At 64.7% G+C, this 17,111-nt stretch carries 12 protein-coding genes; 7 read left to right on the top strand and 5 right to left on the bottom strand.

Annotation, left to right across the window (positions count from 1 at the left end; genetic code table 11):
* The first annotated feature begins 104 nt into the window (after nucleotides 1–104).
* Nucleotides 105–1,838, top strand: coding sequence for a fatty acyl-AMP ligase (locus ACGHN1_RS08795; protein ID WP_390550406.1), 1,734 nt, complete (start codon nucleotides 105–107; stop codon nucleotides 1,836–1,838).
* A gap of 7 nt (nucleotides 1,839–1,845) precedes the next feature.
* Here the strand turns inward: ACGHN1_RS08795 and ACGHN1_RS08800 are convergent, their stop codons facing one another.
* Complete coding sequence (locus tag ACGHN1_RS08800; RefSeq protein ID WP_390550408.1) at nucleotides 1,846–3,375, bottom strand: DUF389 domain-containing protein; 1,530 nt, start codon at nucleotides 3,373–3,375, stop codon at nucleotides 1,846–1,848.
* 175 nt (nucleotides 3,376–3,550) lie between these two features.
* On the opposite strand from ACGHN1_RS08800, the gene ACGHN1_RS08805 reads away from it, so the two are divergent.
* The 5 genes from ACGHN1_RS08805 (at nucleotide 3,551) to ACGHN1_RS08825 (ending at nucleotide 9,138) form a co-directional block, all read left to right on the top strand.
* Complete coding sequence (locus tag ACGHN1_RS08805) at nucleotides 3,551–4,789, top strand: toxic anion resistance protein (protein WP_390550410.1); 1,239 nt, start codon at nucleotides 3,551–3,553, stop codon at nucleotides 4,787–4,789.
* Nucleotide 4,790: 1 nt separating this feature from the next.
* Nucleotides 4,791–5,549, top strand: coding sequence for a hypothetical protein (locus tag ACGHN1_RS08810; RefSeq protein ID WP_390550412.1), 759 nt, complete (start codon nucleotides 4,791–4,793; stop codon nucleotides 5,547–5,549).
* Nucleotides 5,549–5,851, top strand: a complete 303-nt coding sequence (locus ACGHN1_RS08815) for a polyhydroxyalkanoic acid system family protein (protein WP_390550414.1) — start codon at nucleotides 5,549–5,551, stop codon at nucleotides 5,849–5,851. The genes ACGHN1_RS08810 and ACGHN1_RS08815 overlap by 1 nt, the downstream gene beginning before the upstream one ends.
* A gap of 210 nt (nucleotides 5,852–6,061) precedes the next feature.
* Nucleotides 6,062–6,580, top strand: coding sequence for a biliverdin-producing heme oxygenase (locus ACGHN1_RS08820; RefSeq protein ID WP_390550417.1), 519 nt, complete (start codon nucleotides 6,062–6,064; stop codon nucleotides 6,578–6,580).
* Entirely contained in the window at nucleotides 6,577–9,138 is a 2,562-nt protein-coding gene (locus ACGHN1_RS08825) for an HWE histidine kinase domain-containing protein (protein WP_390550419.1), read from the top strand. Before ACGHN1_RS08820 ends, ACGHN1_RS08825 begins: the two co-directional genes overlap by 4 nt.
* Here ACGHN1_RS08825 and ACGHN1_RS08830 read toward each other — a convergent pair.
* The 3 genes from ACGHN1_RS08830 to ACGHN1_RS08840 are packed head-to-tail and all read right to left on the bottom strand — an operon-like array spanning nucleotide 9,135 to nucleotide 11,751.
* Complete coding sequence (locus tag ACGHN1_RS08830; RefSeq protein WP_390550421.1) at nucleotides 9,135–9,932, bottom strand: class I mannose-6-phosphate isomerase; 798 nt, start codon at nucleotides 9,930–9,932, stop codon at nucleotides 9,135–9,137. The two genes, ACGHN1_RS08825 and ACGHN1_RS08830, sit on opposite strands and share 4 nt — an antisense overlap.
* Nucleotides 9,929–10,981 carry a mannose-1-phosphate guanylyltransferase gene (locus tag ACGHN1_RS08835; RefSeq protein ID WP_390550423.1) on the bottom strand — a complete coding sequence of 351 codons (1,053 nt, stop codon included), beginning with the start codon at nucleotides 10,979–10,981 and terminating at the stop codon, nucleotides 9,929–9,931. The genes ACGHN1_RS08830 and ACGHN1_RS08835 overlap by 4 nt, the downstream gene beginning before the upstream one ends.
* 32 nt (nucleotides 10,982–11,013) lie before the next feature.
* A complete protein-coding gene (locus ACGHN1_RS08840) occupies nucleotides 11,014–11,751 on the bottom strand; it encodes a TonB family protein (RefSeq protein ID WP_390550425.1) in 738 nt (245 codons plus the stop codon).
* Between the two features lie 426 nt (nucleotides 11,752–12,177).
* On the opposite strand from ACGHN1_RS08840, the gene ACGHN1_RS08845 reads away from it, so the two are divergent.
* Nucleotides 12,178–13,497, top strand: coding sequence for a response regulator (locus ACGHN1_RS08845; protein WP_390550427.1), 1,320 nt, complete (start codon nucleotides 12,178–12,180; stop codon nucleotides 13,495–13,497).
* 61 nt (nucleotides 13,498–13,558) lie between these two features.
* Here the strand turns inward: ACGHN1_RS08845 and ACGHN1_RS08850 are convergent, their stop codons facing one another.
* A complete protein-coding gene (locus tag ACGHN1_RS08850; RefSeq protein ID WP_390550429.1) occupies nucleotides 13,559–16,987 on the bottom strand; it encodes a TonB-dependent receptor domain-containing protein in 3,429 nt (1,142 codons plus the stop codon).
* Between the last annotated feature and the right edge of the window lie 124 nt (nucleotides 16,988–17,111).

Below are 17,111 nucleotides of genomic sequence, written 5' to 3' on the forward strand. Positions count from 1 at the left end.
TATCAAATGGGAAAGTTTGCGGGCAATCGCACCACAGATGCGCACTGCCGGAACCAGATGAGGATGCCGCAAGGCGCTGACAAATCACGGGTATTTCCGCTTATATGACCGACGCCGCTCTCACGCCGACGCCGAACTACTGCGATCTGCCGCGCCGCAGATCGGACTTTTCGACCTTCAGCGAGGCGATCGATTACGCCGCGCGAAGCGGAAAGGGACTTAATTTTCACGATATGCGCGGTGAATTGACCTGCGCCTATCCCTACAGCCGCATGCGCGACGACGCCATGACGATGGCGCGCCGGATGGCAGCGCTCGGCATCGTCAAGAACGACCGCGTCGCTCTGGTCGCCGAAACCAGCCCGGAATTCGCCGCCCTGTTCTGCGCCTGCGTCTATGTCGGAGCCTGGCCGGTGCCGCTGCCCCTGCCGACCACCTTCGGCGGTAAGGAGAGCTACATCGACCAGCTGGCGGTTCAGCTCGAAAGCTGCGACCCGAAGATCCTGCTTTATCCCCGCGAGATCGCGGAAATGGCCAAGGCCGCCGCGGACAAGCAGGGTTGCGCGGGCGAGGATTGGGAAAGCTTCGCGGAACGACCGGCCCCCGAATGCGAGCTGCCCACGGCCACACCCGAGGACATCTGCTATCTGCAATATTCCAGCGGCTCGACCCGCTTCCCCACCGGGGTTGCGGTGACCCACAGGGCGCTGCTGCACAATCTCTACGGCCATGCTGCGTCGATGGACATCGGCACGGATGATCGGGTGGTAAGCTGGCTGCCCTGGTATCACGACATGGGACTGGTCGGCTGCTTCCTTTCGGTCATCGCTAACCAGGTCTCGGTCGATTACCTCAAGACCGAGCATTTCGCGCGCCGGCCGCTGGCATGGCTCGATCTCATCAGCCGCAACAAGGGGACGACGCTCTCCTACTCGCCCACTTTCGGCTACGACATCTGCGCGCGCAGGATTTCCAGCCAGAGCCACGTGGCCGAACGGTTCGACCTGTCGCGGTGGCGCACGGCGGGCAATGGCGCGGACATGATCCGGCCCGACGTCATGCAGAATTTCGTCAACGCCTTTGCCCCGGCCGGCTTCCGAGCCAAGGCCTTCACGCCGAGTTACGGCCTCGCCGAAGCCACGCTCGCGGTCACGGTCATGCCCCCGGGAGAAGGTATCCGGGTCGAACTGGTCGAGGAAGAACGGCTTTCGGGCCGCCCGCGCGATCTTTCCAAGCCCGCGCGCTATCGCGCCATCGTCAATTGCGGAAAACCCTTGCCCGGCATGGATGTTGAAATCCGCGGCGAGGACGATGCCCCCAAGTCCGACCGGCAGATCGGCAAGGTCTGGTGTCGCGGCGAAAGCGTGATGCACTCCTATTTCCGCAACGAGGAGGCAACCAAAGACTGCCTCGTCGACGGATGGCTCGATACCGGCGACATGGGCTACATGGCCGAAGGCTATCTGTTCATCGTCGGCCGGGCGAAGGACATGATCATCATCAACGGCAAGAACCACTGGCCGCAGGATATCGAGTGGGCGGTGGAACAGCTCCCGGGGTTCAATCACGGGGATATCGCCGCCTTCTCGATCGAAACCGAGAGCGGGGAGGAAGCACCGGCCGTGCTGGTCCATTGCCGCGTTTCCGATCCCGAGGAACGGGTGCGGTTGCGCGATCAGATCTCGGACAAGGTGCGCTCGATCACGGGCATGAACTGCGTCGTCGAGCTGGTGCCCCCGCGCACTCTGCCACGGACCAGTTCGGGCAAGCTCAGCCGCGCCAAGGCCAAGCGGCTATATCTCTCGGGCGAAATCCAGCCGCTCGATCTCGCCGCCTGATTCCGCACTATCGGAGCGTGTCGTCGGCTAAGGTCGCCCAGCCGGCCTGCATGACCGGTCCGCCGACAATCATCGTTGCTGCCACACCCCGATCGGCCAGCTCCGCTGAGGCGATTTCGCGGGTTTCGGGCGATCCGCCGGTCAGGCTTACCGGCTGATCCCTGCGCTGCGCGGCCCAGGCGACGAGTTCGAGCGCGGCAACTCCCTGCCTCGTCGGTTCGCCGCCCGCGAAAGGTATTTGGGGAAGGGCCATCAGCGGAGGCTCTATGCGCACGGCCCATTCGGGGGAGGCGCGGGCGATGCGGGCCTCCAACGCCCGGTACGCCGCCAGATCGGCTCCGGGAATGCTCGCCTTCACGATCGCGCGGCGGGCATCGCGGTCGATCGTGATGCTGTTCGGTCCGTTGGCGGCGACCACGATCAGCCGTTCCTCGAGCAGGCGCGATTCCTCGTTCAGCGCATTGCGCGAATTTTCCCGTGCAGCGAGCAGCTCCAGCGCCTCGGCCTCCTCGCCGGTTCCGACGAGGAACTGGGTAAGCGAAAGGTCCACCGGGCGCCCCAATTGTTCGGCCAGAGCTCTTTCGCTCGCGTCTTCCGCGCTCTCTCTGACCTTGGGCGTGAGCAGAGTTGCCGAGATCGAAACCGGCTGCGAATCAAGATCGAATTCGACCTGACTCAGTCGCACTTCGGGCCCCGCCTCGGCCACGATGGTCGTGCGGATCAGTCGGGCAGCGTTGCTCTCCCAGACGATCTCGCGGAGCGAAAAGAAAAGCGGCACGGCAAGCGCGATGAAAACCGTGACGATCAACGCGGTCTGCCAGCGTGTCTGTTTGCCCGAGAGCCGCGCGCTGAAGCCGTAGAGCCGCGCCACCATGGTCGAGACCAGCGCGATCGTCACCAAATTGGTGACGTAGAGCAGCAGCGCGCCCGAAAAGACCGTCCAGTTCGCCGTGGCGAGACCGAAGCCGACAACGCCCAGCGGCGGCATCAGCGCAGTGGCGATCGCCACGCCGACGATGGTGCCGGCGCGACCGCGGATCATCGAATAGGCACCCGCCAACGCCGAGAAGACGGCGACCGCCAAGTCGAAGAGGTTCGGCTGGGTTCGCGCCGCGATCTCCGCGGTTACGGTCTGCAAGGGAGAGACGAAGACGATGAGCGCCGTCAGCGCGATGCCCAGCACCGTGCCAGCCACCAGCGCCACCGCCGATCCGCGCAGCCAGGTATAGTCGCCGATCGCGAGCGCGAAGCCCGCGCCGATGATCGGGCCCATCAGCGGCGCGATCAGCATCGCCCCGATCACGACCGCCGGCGAGGAGAGGAGCAGGCCCAGGATCGCGATGCCAGCCGACATGGCCAGCATGAAGAGATACCGCGGGGAGGTATAGGCCTCTTCCCGCCGTTGCCTTATCACCTCTTCCTGGTCGACCGTCTCGAGCACCGCCATGCGCCACCAGCGCCGGTATTTCTCGAGCCTTCCGTCGAGCGCGCGCTCGATCCATCCGCTCGGTGCCGTTCCGTTTCCGTTCGGAGCCACGGCCGTGGTAGCTCCCGCCTTGCCATTCATTATCGCGATCCCATAGACTGACGAGGCTCATAGACCGACGGAACTGGCGACCGAACGAAAGAGACGCGCGAACGATCCGGCGATCCAGCCGTTTTAGTTGCGCAACACACTTGGCGTCGCCATAATGGTGGCAAAGGACGAAACGATGGCCGATACGCTGAACACCCGAACCTCTTCCGCCGCCGCTCCCGTGGCCGTCAAAACCGATGGCGAATTCGAACTGACGCCGCCCGACCCGGTGCCCGACGTCGCGCCGGAAAAGGCCGCCGGCCTTGTCCCGGTCTCGGAAGAGACGAAGTCGAAGCTGCAGAGCAAGGTCGACAGCTTCGTCGACGATCTCGTCAACGAGGATGCCAATTCGCCCGAATTCGGCAAGAAGGTCGACCAGATCACCAATATGGGCCGCAAGGAGATCATGGCTGCGGCGGGCATGTCGAACCGCTTTCTCGATCGGCCGGTCCGCGCGATGGACAAGGACGAGGGTGTCGGTGCCAACCTGTCCGAGCTGCGCCGCGTGGTCGAGGATCTGGATCCCGGCAAGCGCGGCAAGCTTTCGGGGACGCGCAAGATCCTCGGCATCATTCCCTTCGGCAACAAGCTGACCAATTACTTCCGCAGCTATCAGAGCGCGCAGACCCACATCCAGTCGATCCTGTCGAACCTGGCCAGCGGCAAGGACGAACTGATCATGGACAATGCTGCGATCGATGTCGAACGGCAGAAGCTGTGGGAGGCGATGGGGAATCTCGAACAGATGATCCACATCTCCAAGGCGCTCGACGAGAAGCTGGAGGAAAAGGCGGCCGATCTCGACGCCACCGATCCGGCCAAGGCCAAGGCGATCCGCGAGACCGCGCTGTTCTACGTCCGCCAGCGCACACAGGACCTGCTGACCCAGATGGCGGTAAGCGTGCAGGGCTATCTCGCGCTCGACCTGGTCAAGAAGAACAATGTCGAGCTGGTCAAGGGTGTCGACCGGGCGAGCACCACGACGGTCGGCGCGCTGCGGACCGCCGTGACCGTGGCCGAGGCAATGACCAACCAGCGCCTCGTGCTCGGGCAGATCACTGCGCTCAACGAGACCACCGCCGGTATCATCGACAGCACCAGCACGATGCTGCGCGAGCAGACCGGCAAGATCCACGAACAGGCCGCGGCTTCCACCATTCCGCTCGAAACGCTGCAGCGGGCCTTCCAGAACATCTACGACACGATGGACGAGGTCGACGCCTTCAAGCTGCGCGCGCTCGACAGCATGAAGCAGACCGTCACGCTGCTCTCGAGCGAGGTCGAAAAGTCGAAGGGATACATCGCCCGCGCCGAAGGCCAGAACCAGGCGCAGCGGCAGGTGGCGGATTCCGGCCTGCTGAGCCTGGAGGGCTGACTTGGCCGATCTGACGCCCCAATCGAACCGGCTCATCGAGGAAGCCCGGCGGCTGCGCGACGACAATCGCGATGGGGGTAGGCACCGCCGCGTCAGATCGATCGGCAAGGGGTCAGCCAGCGCTAGACGAAAGAATTTGACGAAGCGGTTGGGGTTTTTCGTCGGCGCAGTATTCCTGATCCTGGTCGGCGCTTCGGTTGCCGGATTGATCCTCGACGGGATCGGCTTCGCCGGGGTGATGGCGGTGGCTCTTGCCGTGGTGGTGGCCGCGTTCGTGTTCACGAACTTTCCGAAGGTTAAGGTCCCCAGCCGGACCGACATCAACAAGGGCAACGTGCAGCAGATGGTCGGTCGCACCGAATTGTGGCTCGAGGCGCAGCGCCCCGCCCTGCCCCCGCCGGCCGCGCGGATCGTGGAGGACATGGGCGTACAGCTCGATGCGCTCGGCCTCCAGCTCCAGGGGGTAGACCAGAACCACCCCAAGGCGCGCGAAGTGCGCAGCCTGGTCGGGGAGCAGCTGCCCGAGATGATCGACAGCTATCGCCGCATCCCGGCGCATCTGCGTACCGAGAAGCGCGCCGGCGCGACGCCCGACGAACAGCTCACCGACAGCCTCGGGAAGATCAGCGGCGAGATCGATTCGATCACCCGCCAGCTGGCCGAAGGATCGCTCGACGATCTGGCGATCAAGCATCGCTATCTCGACTACAAGTTCGGCGAGGGGGCGGCGGCTCCGACCGCCCTGGAGGACAAGACCTGATGCGAGTTCCGATCGCCCACGATTTGCCCAAGGAGGAGGTCCGCCGTCGGCTCCGCGAGCGCAGCCACGAGATCGCCGATTTCGTTCCCGGCGGGATGGCGAAGGTGACCACGGGCTGGCCGGACCAAGACCATATGACGCTGGGCGTGCGCGCGATGGGTCAGGGCATCGACGGGCAGGTCATCATCGAGGAACGGCAGGTGATCTTCGAGGTCAACCTGCCCCCGGCCCTCTCCTTCGCCGAGCCGATGGTCGCCGGCGCGATCCGGGACCAGGGCCAGAAACTGCTCGAACAGAAATAGGCCCGCACGAGCCGCCACGTGTCACAGGGCTCGTATCCCCGCCGGGGAACCAGGCGAGCGTAAGGGGGTTGTTTTCCGACAGGCAGAACCGCCTCGATCCGAGGGAGGCCCGAGCTATGCACAGCCGATCGCGGCAGCATGGCTCCCGGGCAGAATTTGAGGGAACAGCACACAATGGCGAGGGATGGGGCCCGAACGCTCAGGGACGCGTTGAAGCGATCGACCCGATCGGTGCATGACGCTCTCGACCGCAAAATGGGAGCCGACGGCGCGGCGGACGGTAGGGCCTATGCCGACTTCCTTGCCGTCCAGTACAGCGCGCGACTGCCATTGGAAGACTGGATCGCAGGAAATTGCCCGCCCGATCTTGAGCCTCCAGCGCAGTCCCCCCTGATCGCGGACGATTTGTCAGCGCTCGGTCGCGACCTGCCCCCACCGGTCCCCCTTGCGCCTCTGGACGGCGCCGACTGGCGCGGGATCGCCTGGGCGCTCGGTGGCTCGTCGCTCGGGAACCGCGCGATGCTGGTCCGCCGTCGCAAGCTCGCCGCCAGCGGTCCGGACCGGTTTCTGTCCGATCCGGCGATGCCCCGCTATTTCCGCCGGCTGCTGCCGATTTTGGAACGTCCGGTTCCCAGCAGCCAGGAGGAGGCTGCCGTGGCTGCCGCGCTGCGCGTTTTCGACGCCTTCGAGACGGCTTTGAAAAATCAGGCCGCGAGGCTCGCGGCATGAATCTCGAACGTCGGGTCGATCTTACCAATTGCGACCGCGAGCCGATCCACGAGCTCGGCCATATCCAGGATTTCGGCGCGCTGATCGCCATCACCAGCGACTGGCTGGTGGCGCATCGTTCCGCGAATTTCGCTGCAATTGCCGGGCTCGACGAGAATCCCGAACCGGGCAGCGCCCTGGAATCCCTGTTTCTACCCGAAGCGGCCAATACGATCCGGCAAACGGCTGCGCTGCTGGTCGAGAAGGACGATGTCGAACGGGTGTTCGATCTCGCCTTGTTCGGTACCGAACACCGCTTCGATTGTGCGCTGCACGCCAGCGGACATTACACCATCCTGGAAATCGAGCCGCATCGCGACGATTTCCGCGGAGGACAATTGCGAATGCTCCAACCGGTCATGCGCAAGCTCGACGACGTCGGCGACCTCGTGGCCCAGGGCCAGGTCGCAGCGGAGGAACTGCGCAAGATCCTCGGCTTCGACCGGGTCATGCTCTACCGCTTCCAGAGCGACGGCAGTGGCGACGTGGTGGCCGAAGCCAAGGCGGAGGAGCTCGAATCCTTCCTCCACCTGCGCTATCCGCACACGGACATTCCCAGGCAGGCCCGCGCGCTCTATGTGCGCAACCGCTTCCGCATCATCGCCGATGTCGATGCCGAGCCGGTCCCGATCGAACCCGGCGCCTCGATGGACGGGGAGCCGATCGACCTCAGCATGAGCACGCTGCGCGCCGTCTCGCCGATCCATATCGAATATCTGCGCAACATGGGCGTCGGCGCCTCGCTCTCGATCTCGATCATCGTCGATGGGAAGCTGTGGGGGCTGTTCGCCTGTCACCACTATTCGGCCAAGACCCTGTCCTATCCGCTGCGCACCGGGGCCGAGCTGTTTTCCGCGCTGTTCTCTCTGGTCGTCGAACGCACGCTCAACCAGACCCAATCGAACTTCCAGCGCATCGGCCAGGATCTCCACGACAAGTTGATGCGCGCGGTGGTGGGGGGCCAGTCGCTGGTCGAGAGCCTGCCGGAACTGCGGCCGATCATCCAGCGCGCGATCCCCCACGACGGAGCGAGCGTCTTCGTCGACGGGGTTTATCAGGCTCGCGGCTCGGCTCCGAGCGAGGAGGAGTTCCGGGCGCTGGTCCCGATGCTCAACGCCGCGGCTTCGAGCCGGGTCATCGCGACCGACCGCCTCTCCGAGAAGTTTCCGCAAAGCGCGGCCTTTCCCGTGACCGCGGCGGGCGCGATGATCATCCCCATTTCCCGCAGCCCGCGCGACTATTTCATCCTCTGGCGGCGCGAACTCAGGCACATGGTGACCTGGGCCGGCAACCCTTCGAAGCCGGTCGAGACGGGCCCGCACGGCGACCGGCTTACGCCCCGCAAGAGCTTCGAGGCGTGGCAACAGTCGGTCGAGGGGCGCAGCGCCGAATGGACCGACATCGAGCTGCGCCTGGCCGAGGGCCTGAGGGTCACGCTTCTCGAAGTGATCCTGCGCATCACCGACGAGGCGGTGCAGGAGCGCGCCCGCGCCCAGCAGCAGCAGGAATTGCTGATCGCCGAGCTCAACCACCGGGTGCGCAACATCCTCAACCTCATTCGCGGCCTGATCAACCAGTCGCGGCACGAGGCGATCGATATCGAGGAATTCACCAGGCTGATCGGCGGGCGGATCGCGGCTCTGGCCAATGCCCACGACAACATCACCCGCGAGAACTGGTCGAACGCATCGCTGAGCGACCTCATCGATTCCGAGGCGGATGCCTATCTTTCCGGCAAGCGCGAGCGGCTCGTCCTCCAAGGCGACGAAGCCCTGGTATCCCCGGAGGCCTATACGGTGCTGGCGCTCGTGCTTCACGAGATGATCACCAATTCGGCCAAATACGGCGCTCTGTGCGACCAGTCGGGATCGCTGACGATAGACGTTGCCTGCGACGAGGCGGGCATGACCATCGAATGGCGCGAGCGCGGCGGCCCGCCGGTGAAGCCGCCCGAACGGCGCGGCTTCGGCAGCACCATCATCGAGAAATCGATCCCCTACGAACTGAACGGCGAGGCCAAGCTGGAATACAAGCTCTCGGGCGTGGAAGCCCGCTTCTGGATTCCCGGCCGATACGTCGTTTGCGCCGACATCGATCACGCCGACCGCCGCAGAGCCAAGCGCGAGACCGAGAAATCGGAGTTCGCCACCGCGGGTGCGCCGGAATGCGTGTTGGTCGTCGAGGACAGCATGATCATCGCCATGGATACGGAGGAATGCCTCCGTCAGCTCGGTGTGAAGGAGGTGATCGTCGACGGCTCCGTTTCCTCAGCTCTAGAGAGCTTGAAGAAAAATCGGATCGACCTCGCCGTGGTCGACTACAATCTCGGTTCGGAATCGAGCGAACGGGTCGCGGCTGAACTGGTCGCGCTCGGTGTCCCCTTCTGGCTCGCCACGGGCTACGGCGAAATGGAGGAAAAGCTCGAAGAGATCGGTGCGCAAGGGCTGCTGGTCAAACCCTACGGCAAGGAAGAACTCGGCAACATTCTGAAAGAGAACAAATCCGGCAGCGGGGACTAACCGCCCGCCATCGAAGCGATCAGCGTCTTCGCTCCGGCCCGGAAGGATACCGCTTCCAGTGCAGGCGCTACCCCGCACTCGCCCGCAGCGATCGCTTCGCCTTCGATGGCGATAATGCCGGACAACGGCAGGATCGCAACCGTACCGGCGTGGCGCGAAGCCATCTCCTCGCCGGGCGCGCCGAGGCACAGATCGAGGCGAAAGAAGGGTCCTTCGACCAAGGCGATGCTCCGATGGCCGACCCCCTTGCGTCGCCGATCGTCCGCGTAGACCTCGCTCTTGGCTACGGCCATGGCCTGGTCGAGATGCAGTTCGCGCGGACGGCCATAGTCGTAGAGCCGGTAGGTGATGTCGGTGTTCTGTTGCACTTCCACCAGGGTCAGGCCCGGTCCTATGGCGTGGACCGTCCCGGCCGGCAGATAGAAGAAATCGCCGGCCTGCACCCGATGCCATTGGAGAAGCTCTTCGATGGAACCGTCGCGGGCGGCAGCGCGCATCTCTTCTGCAGAGACCGCGCGACGAAAGCCGATCGCCAGCCGCGCATCCGCATCGGCATCCAGAACCAGCCAGCATTCTTCCTTGCCCGGCTGACCCGGACCGGCCTGCCCTTCCCCGGGATGAACCTGGACGGAGAGCTTTTCGCTGGTGAAGAGGTATTTGATCAGCAGCCCGTCGAGCATGGCCGGCGGCTCGAACCAGATTTCTCCGACCGGCTTGCTATAGGTACGCTCGAACGGCGCGGGCAATTCGCACCGCCCCCAGACCTTCTCGACCGTCCGGGTGGCGAGCTTCATTGTGCAAGCGCGCCGGGGAGCTTGCCGACCGACTGGGCCGCAGCCCGCGACATCACCAACACCTCGTCGCCATCGATCACCACGATCGCGTCCTCGATCCCGACGACCGATACGCGTGGGCCATCGCTGTCGACCATGACGTTGCGACATTCGACGGCGTCGACCGGGCCGGCGAGGCGATTGCCTTCGGGATCGGCCGGACGGGCTGCCATCAGGGCATCCCAGTTGCCGATGTCCGACCAGCCCATGTCGGCGGACACGACCGCCGCACATTCGGTATTCTCCATCAGGGCATAATCGATCGATTCGCCGACGATCCGAGTGAACGGCGGGGCGGCGGGCATGATCTTCGCGTCGCTTTCCTGGGCCTGTTGGATCGACTCGCCGATCAAATCCGCCATCTCGGGTCGATGCCGGTGAAGCTCCTCCAGCAGCGCCCCCGCGCGGAAGGCGAAGATGCCGCCGTTCCAGACGTAATCTCGGGTCTGCAAGAGCCTCTCCGCGGTTTCCCGGTCGGGCTTTTCGACGAAGCGGGCGATGCGGTGCCCCCCGCGCAGGGCCTCGCCCCGGCGGATATAGCCGTAGCCCGTCTCGGGGTTGGAGGGTTCGATCCCGAAGGCGACCATGTAGCCTTCGCGGGCCAGGGCGGCCGCACCCTTGGCCCCGGCGACGAAGGCATCGCGATATTCGATGTAGTGGTCGCTGGGACAGACCAGCATGATGGCATCCGCAGGCAGAGAGGCGGCTGCAAGCGCAATCGCCGGCGCCGTGTTTTTCGCCGTGGGTTCGACCAGGACGCGCAGACCCTCGACCTGCGAAGCCTGCTCTTCGATCAGCCGGACGTGACCCTCGCCGGCGACGATCAGGGGCGGCGCGAAGACGCTTCGATCGGATACCCGGTCCAGGCTTTGCTGGAACAGGGTCCGTTCTCCCAAGAGCGGGAGAAAGGGCTTTGGCCGGTCCCTGCGGCTGCGCGGCCAGAGCCGCGTTCCGCTACCCCCACAAAGGATGACCGGGACAATCCGCCCCTTGGGATCGAAACCGCTCATCGTGCAATGCCTATCACGCCGCGATTACGAAATCATCTCGCTTTGAAATCCACCCTGTAACCGTAGGGCGCCTCGACCGGCGTACCGTCCGCGCGCGTGGCGGGGTTGAAGCGAATCCGTTCGACGACGAGGGGGCAGACCATGGCCGTGGTCTGCGGATCGACCGAGCTGCGCAGCACCGAGCAATCGCGCGCGCGCCCTTCGGCAGTTACCGTGAAGGCGACGGTCACCGACTTGCCGAACCGGGTCTGCCGTCCGCCCGGAGGAACCGGAAAATCGGAGGCGGTGTCGAGCTCGCCCGATCGGACGGTGGGCCGTCGGGCGATACCGCCCCCCTGCCCGCTGCCGCCCCGCCCGCTGCCGGTACCCGCTCCGCTGCCGGCGGCACCGGTCCCCGCCCCGCTTTCTCGCGCGCCCGAAGCGGGGGCCTCGCCTGTCGAGGATGCGCGGGGGAGCGGGCTTGGACTCTGGATCGGCTGCCGTGGGCTCGGTGCGACGACCGGTTCGGCGATCGCGATTTCGCCCGGATTGCCCTCAGCCCCGGCGTCCGGCTCCGGAAGAGGCTCCGGTGGATCGTCCGGAGCAGTGATATTCACGGTGAAAGCCGAGACGACGGACCGCTCGACCGACTGCACCGCGCCCGGGGCGAGAGCTCGGATCAGGCCATAGAAAAGCCCGATATGGATGATCGCTATCAACGCGATAACCCAAGGGTTGGGCTTGCGCTTCGTCGTCGAGAAGTTGGGCTCGCGGTCCGGCAATCGCGTCAAAAACTCCGCTTTCGATCCATCGGTTCGGGGCTCGCTTACGCTCCCTCCGGCTTTGCGATCTAGGCTGCAGCCATGCCGAGCCGCAGCGAATTTGCCAAGTTACCCGTCCTGAACGAGCGCACAGGTCGGATCGTTGCTGCTCTGGCAGGAACGATACTTCCCGCAATCGCAGCGTATGTCGGCCTCGAAACGATCGAGATTGGAAGCGGTGCCGCACTTCCGCTCGCAGCGACAGTATCCGTCACTGCCTGCGCTTATGCCGTTCCGATCGGAGCGCTGCTGATCTGGCACCGGGGAACGATGGCGAACCGGGACGAGAGTGCGCGACAACGGGAAGCGGAGCTTTCGCGACTCCGGCGTCGGCTCGCACGGACCAAGCGGCATAGCTTGCGTACCGCCCGGGCCCGGTGGCGATATCTGGCCTCCATGAGCGACGAGATACGGGTGCCGATGAACGGGATGCTCGGTTTTGCCGGGATTCTCCAGAAGTGCGAGCTCGCTCCGGAGCCGGCGCGGTATGCGGACATCATCGCCCATTCGGGCCGGGCGATGATGGCGATCCTCGACGACATGCTCGACCTCGCCAAGATCGAGGCGGGCGAGGTCGCGATCGAGCACCGTTCCTGCGATGTTGCCCGGTTGGTGGAGGAATGTGCGGGAAATCACCGGATGGCGATCGAAGAGGGAGGGCGGACGCTCGAAGTCGTCCTTGATCGGAACACGCCGCGCGTGACGGCGACCGACCCGATCCGCCTGCGTCGGATACTCGGCCATCTCCTTTCGCATGCCGCGCAAGCCGGACGGGAAGGAGGGGTGACGGTTGCCCTGGCTCACGAAGAAAATGCCTTGGTGATCGAAGTCGGCGGCGGCGACCTCTCGAACGCGAGGCAATTCCCGATCGCGATTTCGAAGGAATTGGCCCGAAAGATTGGCGGCTCGCTCACCACCCGAACTTCGCGGCAAGACAGTTCGCGAGCAGTGCTGCGCCTGCCCCATCGGAATACGGTTCCGGTCGGGCCGGTGGAACGACGTGGACATCTGGTCGAGGAACACCTGCGCTTTCCCGGCACCGGACGTCTCCTTCTTGTCGAAAATTACGACGCCACCCGCAGGCTGATCCAGGACATGCTCGGCACCTTCGATCTCATGGTGGAAACCGCAACCGACGGTGACGCGGCCGTGGACAGGGTGCTGGATGCAGAGCACGGCGACCGCCCCTACGACCTTGTGCTGATGGCGCTGCGGTTGCCGGGATGCGACGGTTTCGAAGCGGCTCGGGCGCTGAGGCTGGCCGGCCTCACGGGCGAGCACCTGCCGATCATCGCGCTGACGGCCGATGTGCTGGCCGACGATACGGCAGCCATGCGGGCGGCCGGCATGCAGGGCCATTTGACCAGGCCGATCAATTTCGACGACTTGCGCGCGGTGCTCCGGCGCTGGTTGCCGTACCGGATCGTTGGCGAGGATGGCCCCCGGGCATCCCGAACGGCAAGTGTCGAGACCCGTTGGCGTGAGCGCCGCGAACAAGCCTTCGCGGCCGCACGAGAGGCGCTCGGCGCAGAACGATTGGCGCCCGAACGGGCGCGGGAGATAACCGCGCTGATGCACAAGGTCGCGGGCAGCGCTGCGCTGTTCGGCGAAAGCGAATTGGGCCGCAATGCCGCCGTCCTCGAGCATGCCCTGCTTGCCGACGCGGGCACCGAGGCCAGAAGGCGCGCGGCGAAGGCGTTGCTGTCCGCCACGTGATCCCCAAACGAAAACGGCGACCCCGAAGGGCCGCCGCGATCGTCGTATTCAGGAGCGTCGATCAGAAATCGTAGCTGATCCCGACCTTGAGACGCCACACCGAAGAACTGGTGTTGATGTCGTTGTCGTCCTCGAACTGGGCGGCGCCGTTGAAGCCGGAGATGATGTAGCGGCCCTGGGCATCGACCCCCGAGATGGAAGCGATATCCTGCAGACCCGCGAAGTTGCGGCGACGCTGCACGTTCCAATCATCGTCGAGGAAGTTCAGGAAGTTGTCCATCGTCGCGTAGAGCCGAAGCCGGTCGTTGCGCCCGAAGAACCGGCCCGGACCGGGAATCTCCTGCGAGAAGGAGAGGTCCATGTCGTAATACCAGTCATTCGAGCAGGTGTTGCGATCGATCGACCGGCCCGCGAAGTCGCTCGCGCAGTCGAGGCCCGCGGCAAACGCCGCCAGCTGGTCGACGGCGTCGAGGTTGGACGTCGGCGAGATGTTCGGATCGGTGCGGCCCGTCGGAATATAGACCAGCGCGTTGTCGTTGCCCGATGCCGAATCGTTGAACACGGCACCCCCGGCGAAGGTCAGGCTGTAGGGCCGTCCCGAACGGGCGATGAAAGTCAACGCGAACCGGGTGGCCAGATCCGAGAAGAATTCTTCGCGGAATGCCAGACGGGTAGAGAAATTGTGCTTGCTCGAGAAGAAGCTGCGCGAGGCATCCGGGTTCTGACGGTCGAAGGCCGCGGTCAGATCGTAGTTCGATCCGGCCGTGGAATTGTACATGTTCCGGCGGTCCTGGGTATCCGTATAGGCATAGCCGAGGTTGAAATCGACGCCGCCGCCCTGGCTGAACAGTCCCCCGTCGAACGATTTCGACAGGATCGCGGACGCGACGTGCCCATCGTAGCTGCCGGCATTGGTCAGCTGCAGCTCGTCGTCGCGGCTCGTGTTGAAGCAAGGCGCGCTGACGTTCTGGTAGACCGGACCGGGGTTCAGATCGACCAACTGGGCGCTACACCCGGCAACCGTCGGATCGATGGCCCGATAGATCGGCCGACCATCGATGGTGAAACCGTTCAGACCCAGAGCCGGGTTCACCGTCTGCGAAAGGTCGACGATCGTCAGCGGATCGCGATAATGGCTGTAGATGTAATCGAGATTGAGGTTCCAACCGCTGAAGAAGCCGCTCGGCGCAAAGTCCATGTCCGTCACGAGCCCGATGTTCGCACGAATGACCGAAGGCTGCTTGATGTCGGGACTGATCGACTGCGTGTCGCCGAGACCGCGGGCGGCCTGGGCCGAGGCGGATTGCTGGAAGCAGGTCGGAACGCCGGTGAACTGCCCGTTCTGCACCACGTCGATGCGGCCGGTGCCGCAGGCGGCATCCTGGGTCGTTCCCTGCGCGAATCCGCGTCCGTCGTTCTGGAAGGCATTGCCGAACCAGACGAGCGGGTCGCCGCCCGAGAAGATGCCCACGCCGCCGCGCACGTTCATGCGCGAGAACACGGCGAAGTCGTCAACGTCGTAGGACAGGGCCAGACGCGGCATGATGATCGGATCGAGCGTGCTGAATCCGGCAGTGTTCGGAAAACCGTAACGGGCCGCGAACTGCGGATTGTAGCTGGGGTTGCCGCCGTCATACCAATCGACCCGCAATCCGAGCACCGCGCTCAGCCGATCGGTCATCTGCCAGTCGTCCTGCACGAACACCGAATAGATGTCGCGCGTGAACTGAGCTGCGGCGTCGGTCACGTTGCCCGTGGCGGAGAAGTTTCCGAAGGCACCCTCGGTCGAGCCACTGACCACGTTGTTGGGACGGGTATCGGTCTGGTTGTTGCCGGTACCCGGCGACAGCAGGCCTTCGCGCAGATCGTCGATATTACGGAAGACAAGCGTGCCGGTGGCGTTCTGCACGAACAGGTTGAACAGGTCGGCATGGTTGAGTTCCGCGCCGATCTTGATCGTGTGCGCACCCGCGTTGAAGTTCGCGACGAAACGATACTGGTCGATCTTGGTCTGCAGATCGTTGGCGGAACGCGAGTTGCCGGGGCCGGCGAGCACCGTGCCGTCGATGCCGGTCGGGTTGTCGATGCCGACGATGATGCGCGGGATCGGGTTGGCCGACTGGGCTTCGCCGCCACCGATCGGATCCTGGAGATCCTGCACCTCGGAGCGAGAGTAACGCAGCTCGGTCGAGAAGTCGTCGCTCCACTGCGAGTAGAGGCGACCGGAATAATAGTTCGATTCCGTGCCGCTGGTGAGGAAGGTGTTGCGACCCACCGCCTGCGGCGAGGTGCCGGTGAACAGATCGTCAGGACGCACCGTGCCCTCTTCGAGCCGCTGGTAGGTCGTTTCCAGACGGTGGTCGTCGTTGATCTGCCAGTCGAGACGCGCGAAGTAGCGGTCGTTCTCGAACGGGCGGCTGAAGACCAGCGGGCCGGTCTCGATCCCGTAAACCGAACTCAGGACATCCGAGATCGCGTTGAACTGATCGACGGTGATGCCGGTCTGTTCGTTGGCGAAGCCGGCACCGACGGGACCGTCGTCCTGCGCCTGGCCCGCTTCCTGATGCTCGTAAGCACCGAAGAAGAACAGACGATCGCGGATGATCGGTCCGCCGAGATAGACGCCATAGCGCTTTTCTTCCTCGATCGGGGCCACGGGGCGCCCGGCGACGGTATCGCCACGCAGGCCGTTGTCCGAATATTCGAAGAAGCCGCCGAAGGTGTATTCGTTGGTGCCGGACTTGGTGACGACGTTGATCGCGCAGCCGGTGAAATTGCCGTAATCCACGTCGAACGGCGCGAACTGCACCTGGCTTTCACGCACCGCATCATAGGGCACGGGGGTCGAGGACCGCGAGGAGAAGCCGGTATCGTTCAAGCCGTACACGTCGCCCTGGCTGATGCCGTCGACGGTGAAGGCGTTGCCGCGATCGTTGCCGCCGAGGCAGCTGATACGATCCTGGCCCGAGCCGCCATCGTCACGGTCGAGGCTGACGCGGGGGTCGAGGCGGATAACATCGCGAATGTCGCGATTGAAGGTGGGTGCGGTTTCGAGGACCTCGGCCGAGAAGCTCGAGCCCGGACCCACGGCAAGCTGGGTTGCCTGGACGCGGGCCGCGGTCACGACGATCACGCCCGAACCGCTCGCGAGATTGAAGGTGAGCGAAGTGGGGCCCTGCAGGCTGGTGTTGACGTCGCTGACGGTCTGTCCTTCGAAGCCGCTGGCTTCCGCACTGACGGTGTAGGGCCCGCCCGTGGTGAGGTTCCCGGCGGAGAAAGTGCCTCCGGCCCCGGTCGTCACGTCGCGCGCCGCGCCGGTGCGGGTGTCGGTGATGACCACCGTCGCGCCTTCGATGGGCGTGCCGGTGTCGTCGAGGACGGTGCCTTGGATCGAAGTCGTGATCTGCTGCGCGAAAGCCGAGGTCGGTACGACGGCAGCAGCGGCGGCAAGGCTGACGGTGGAAGCAGCCAGGAGATATTTCAGTTTCATCGAGGAAGGCCCCTAGTTTTCTCGCGAGAAGGTCGAGCTGGAATTGGTTTGCCGAACCCGGCGTGTTGCGGGTGCGAAGGCCCCAAAGACCGCGAAGGTTACAGCGTCAAGACATGGGGCTGCG

Source organism: Qipengyuania sp. MTN3-11 (assembly GCF_042851825.1).
GTDB lineage: Bacteria > Pseudomonadota > Alphaproteobacteria > Sphingomonadales > Sphingomonadaceae > Qipengyuania.

Coding starts and splice junctions, on each gene's coding strand:
- ACGHN1_RS08795 (WP_390550406.1), top strand. CDS start 105: ATGACCGACGCCGCTCTCACGCCGACGCCGAACTACTGCGATCTGCCG.
- ACGHN1_RS08805 (WP_390550410.1), top strand. CDS start 3,551: ATGGCCGATACGCTGAACACCCGAACCTCTTCCGCCGCCGCTCCCGTG.
- ACGHN1_RS08815 (WP_390550414.1), top strand. CDS start 5,549: ATGCGAGTTCCGATCGCCCACGATTTGCCCAAGGAGGAGGTCCGCCGT.
- ACGHN1_RS08825 (WP_390550419.1), top strand. CDS start 6,577: ATGAATCTCGAACGTCGGGTCGATCTTACCAATTGCGACCGCGAGCCG.
- ACGHN1_RS08830 (WP_390550421.1), bottom strand. CDS start 9,932: ATGAAGCTCGCCACCCGGACGGTCGAGAAGGTCTGGGGGCGGTGCGAA.
- ACGHN1_RS08835 (WP_390550423.1), bottom strand. CDS start 10,981: ATGAGCGGTTTCGATCCCAAGGGGCGGATTGTCCCGGTCATCCTTTGT.
- ACGHN1_RS08845 (WP_390550427.1), top strand. CDS start 12,178: ATGAGCGACGAGATACGGGTGCCGATGAACGGGATGCTCGGTTTTGCC.
- ACGHN1_RS08850 (WP_390550429.1), bottom strand. CDS start 16,987: ATGAAACTGAAATATCTCCTGGCTGCTTCCACCGTCAGCCTTGCCGCC.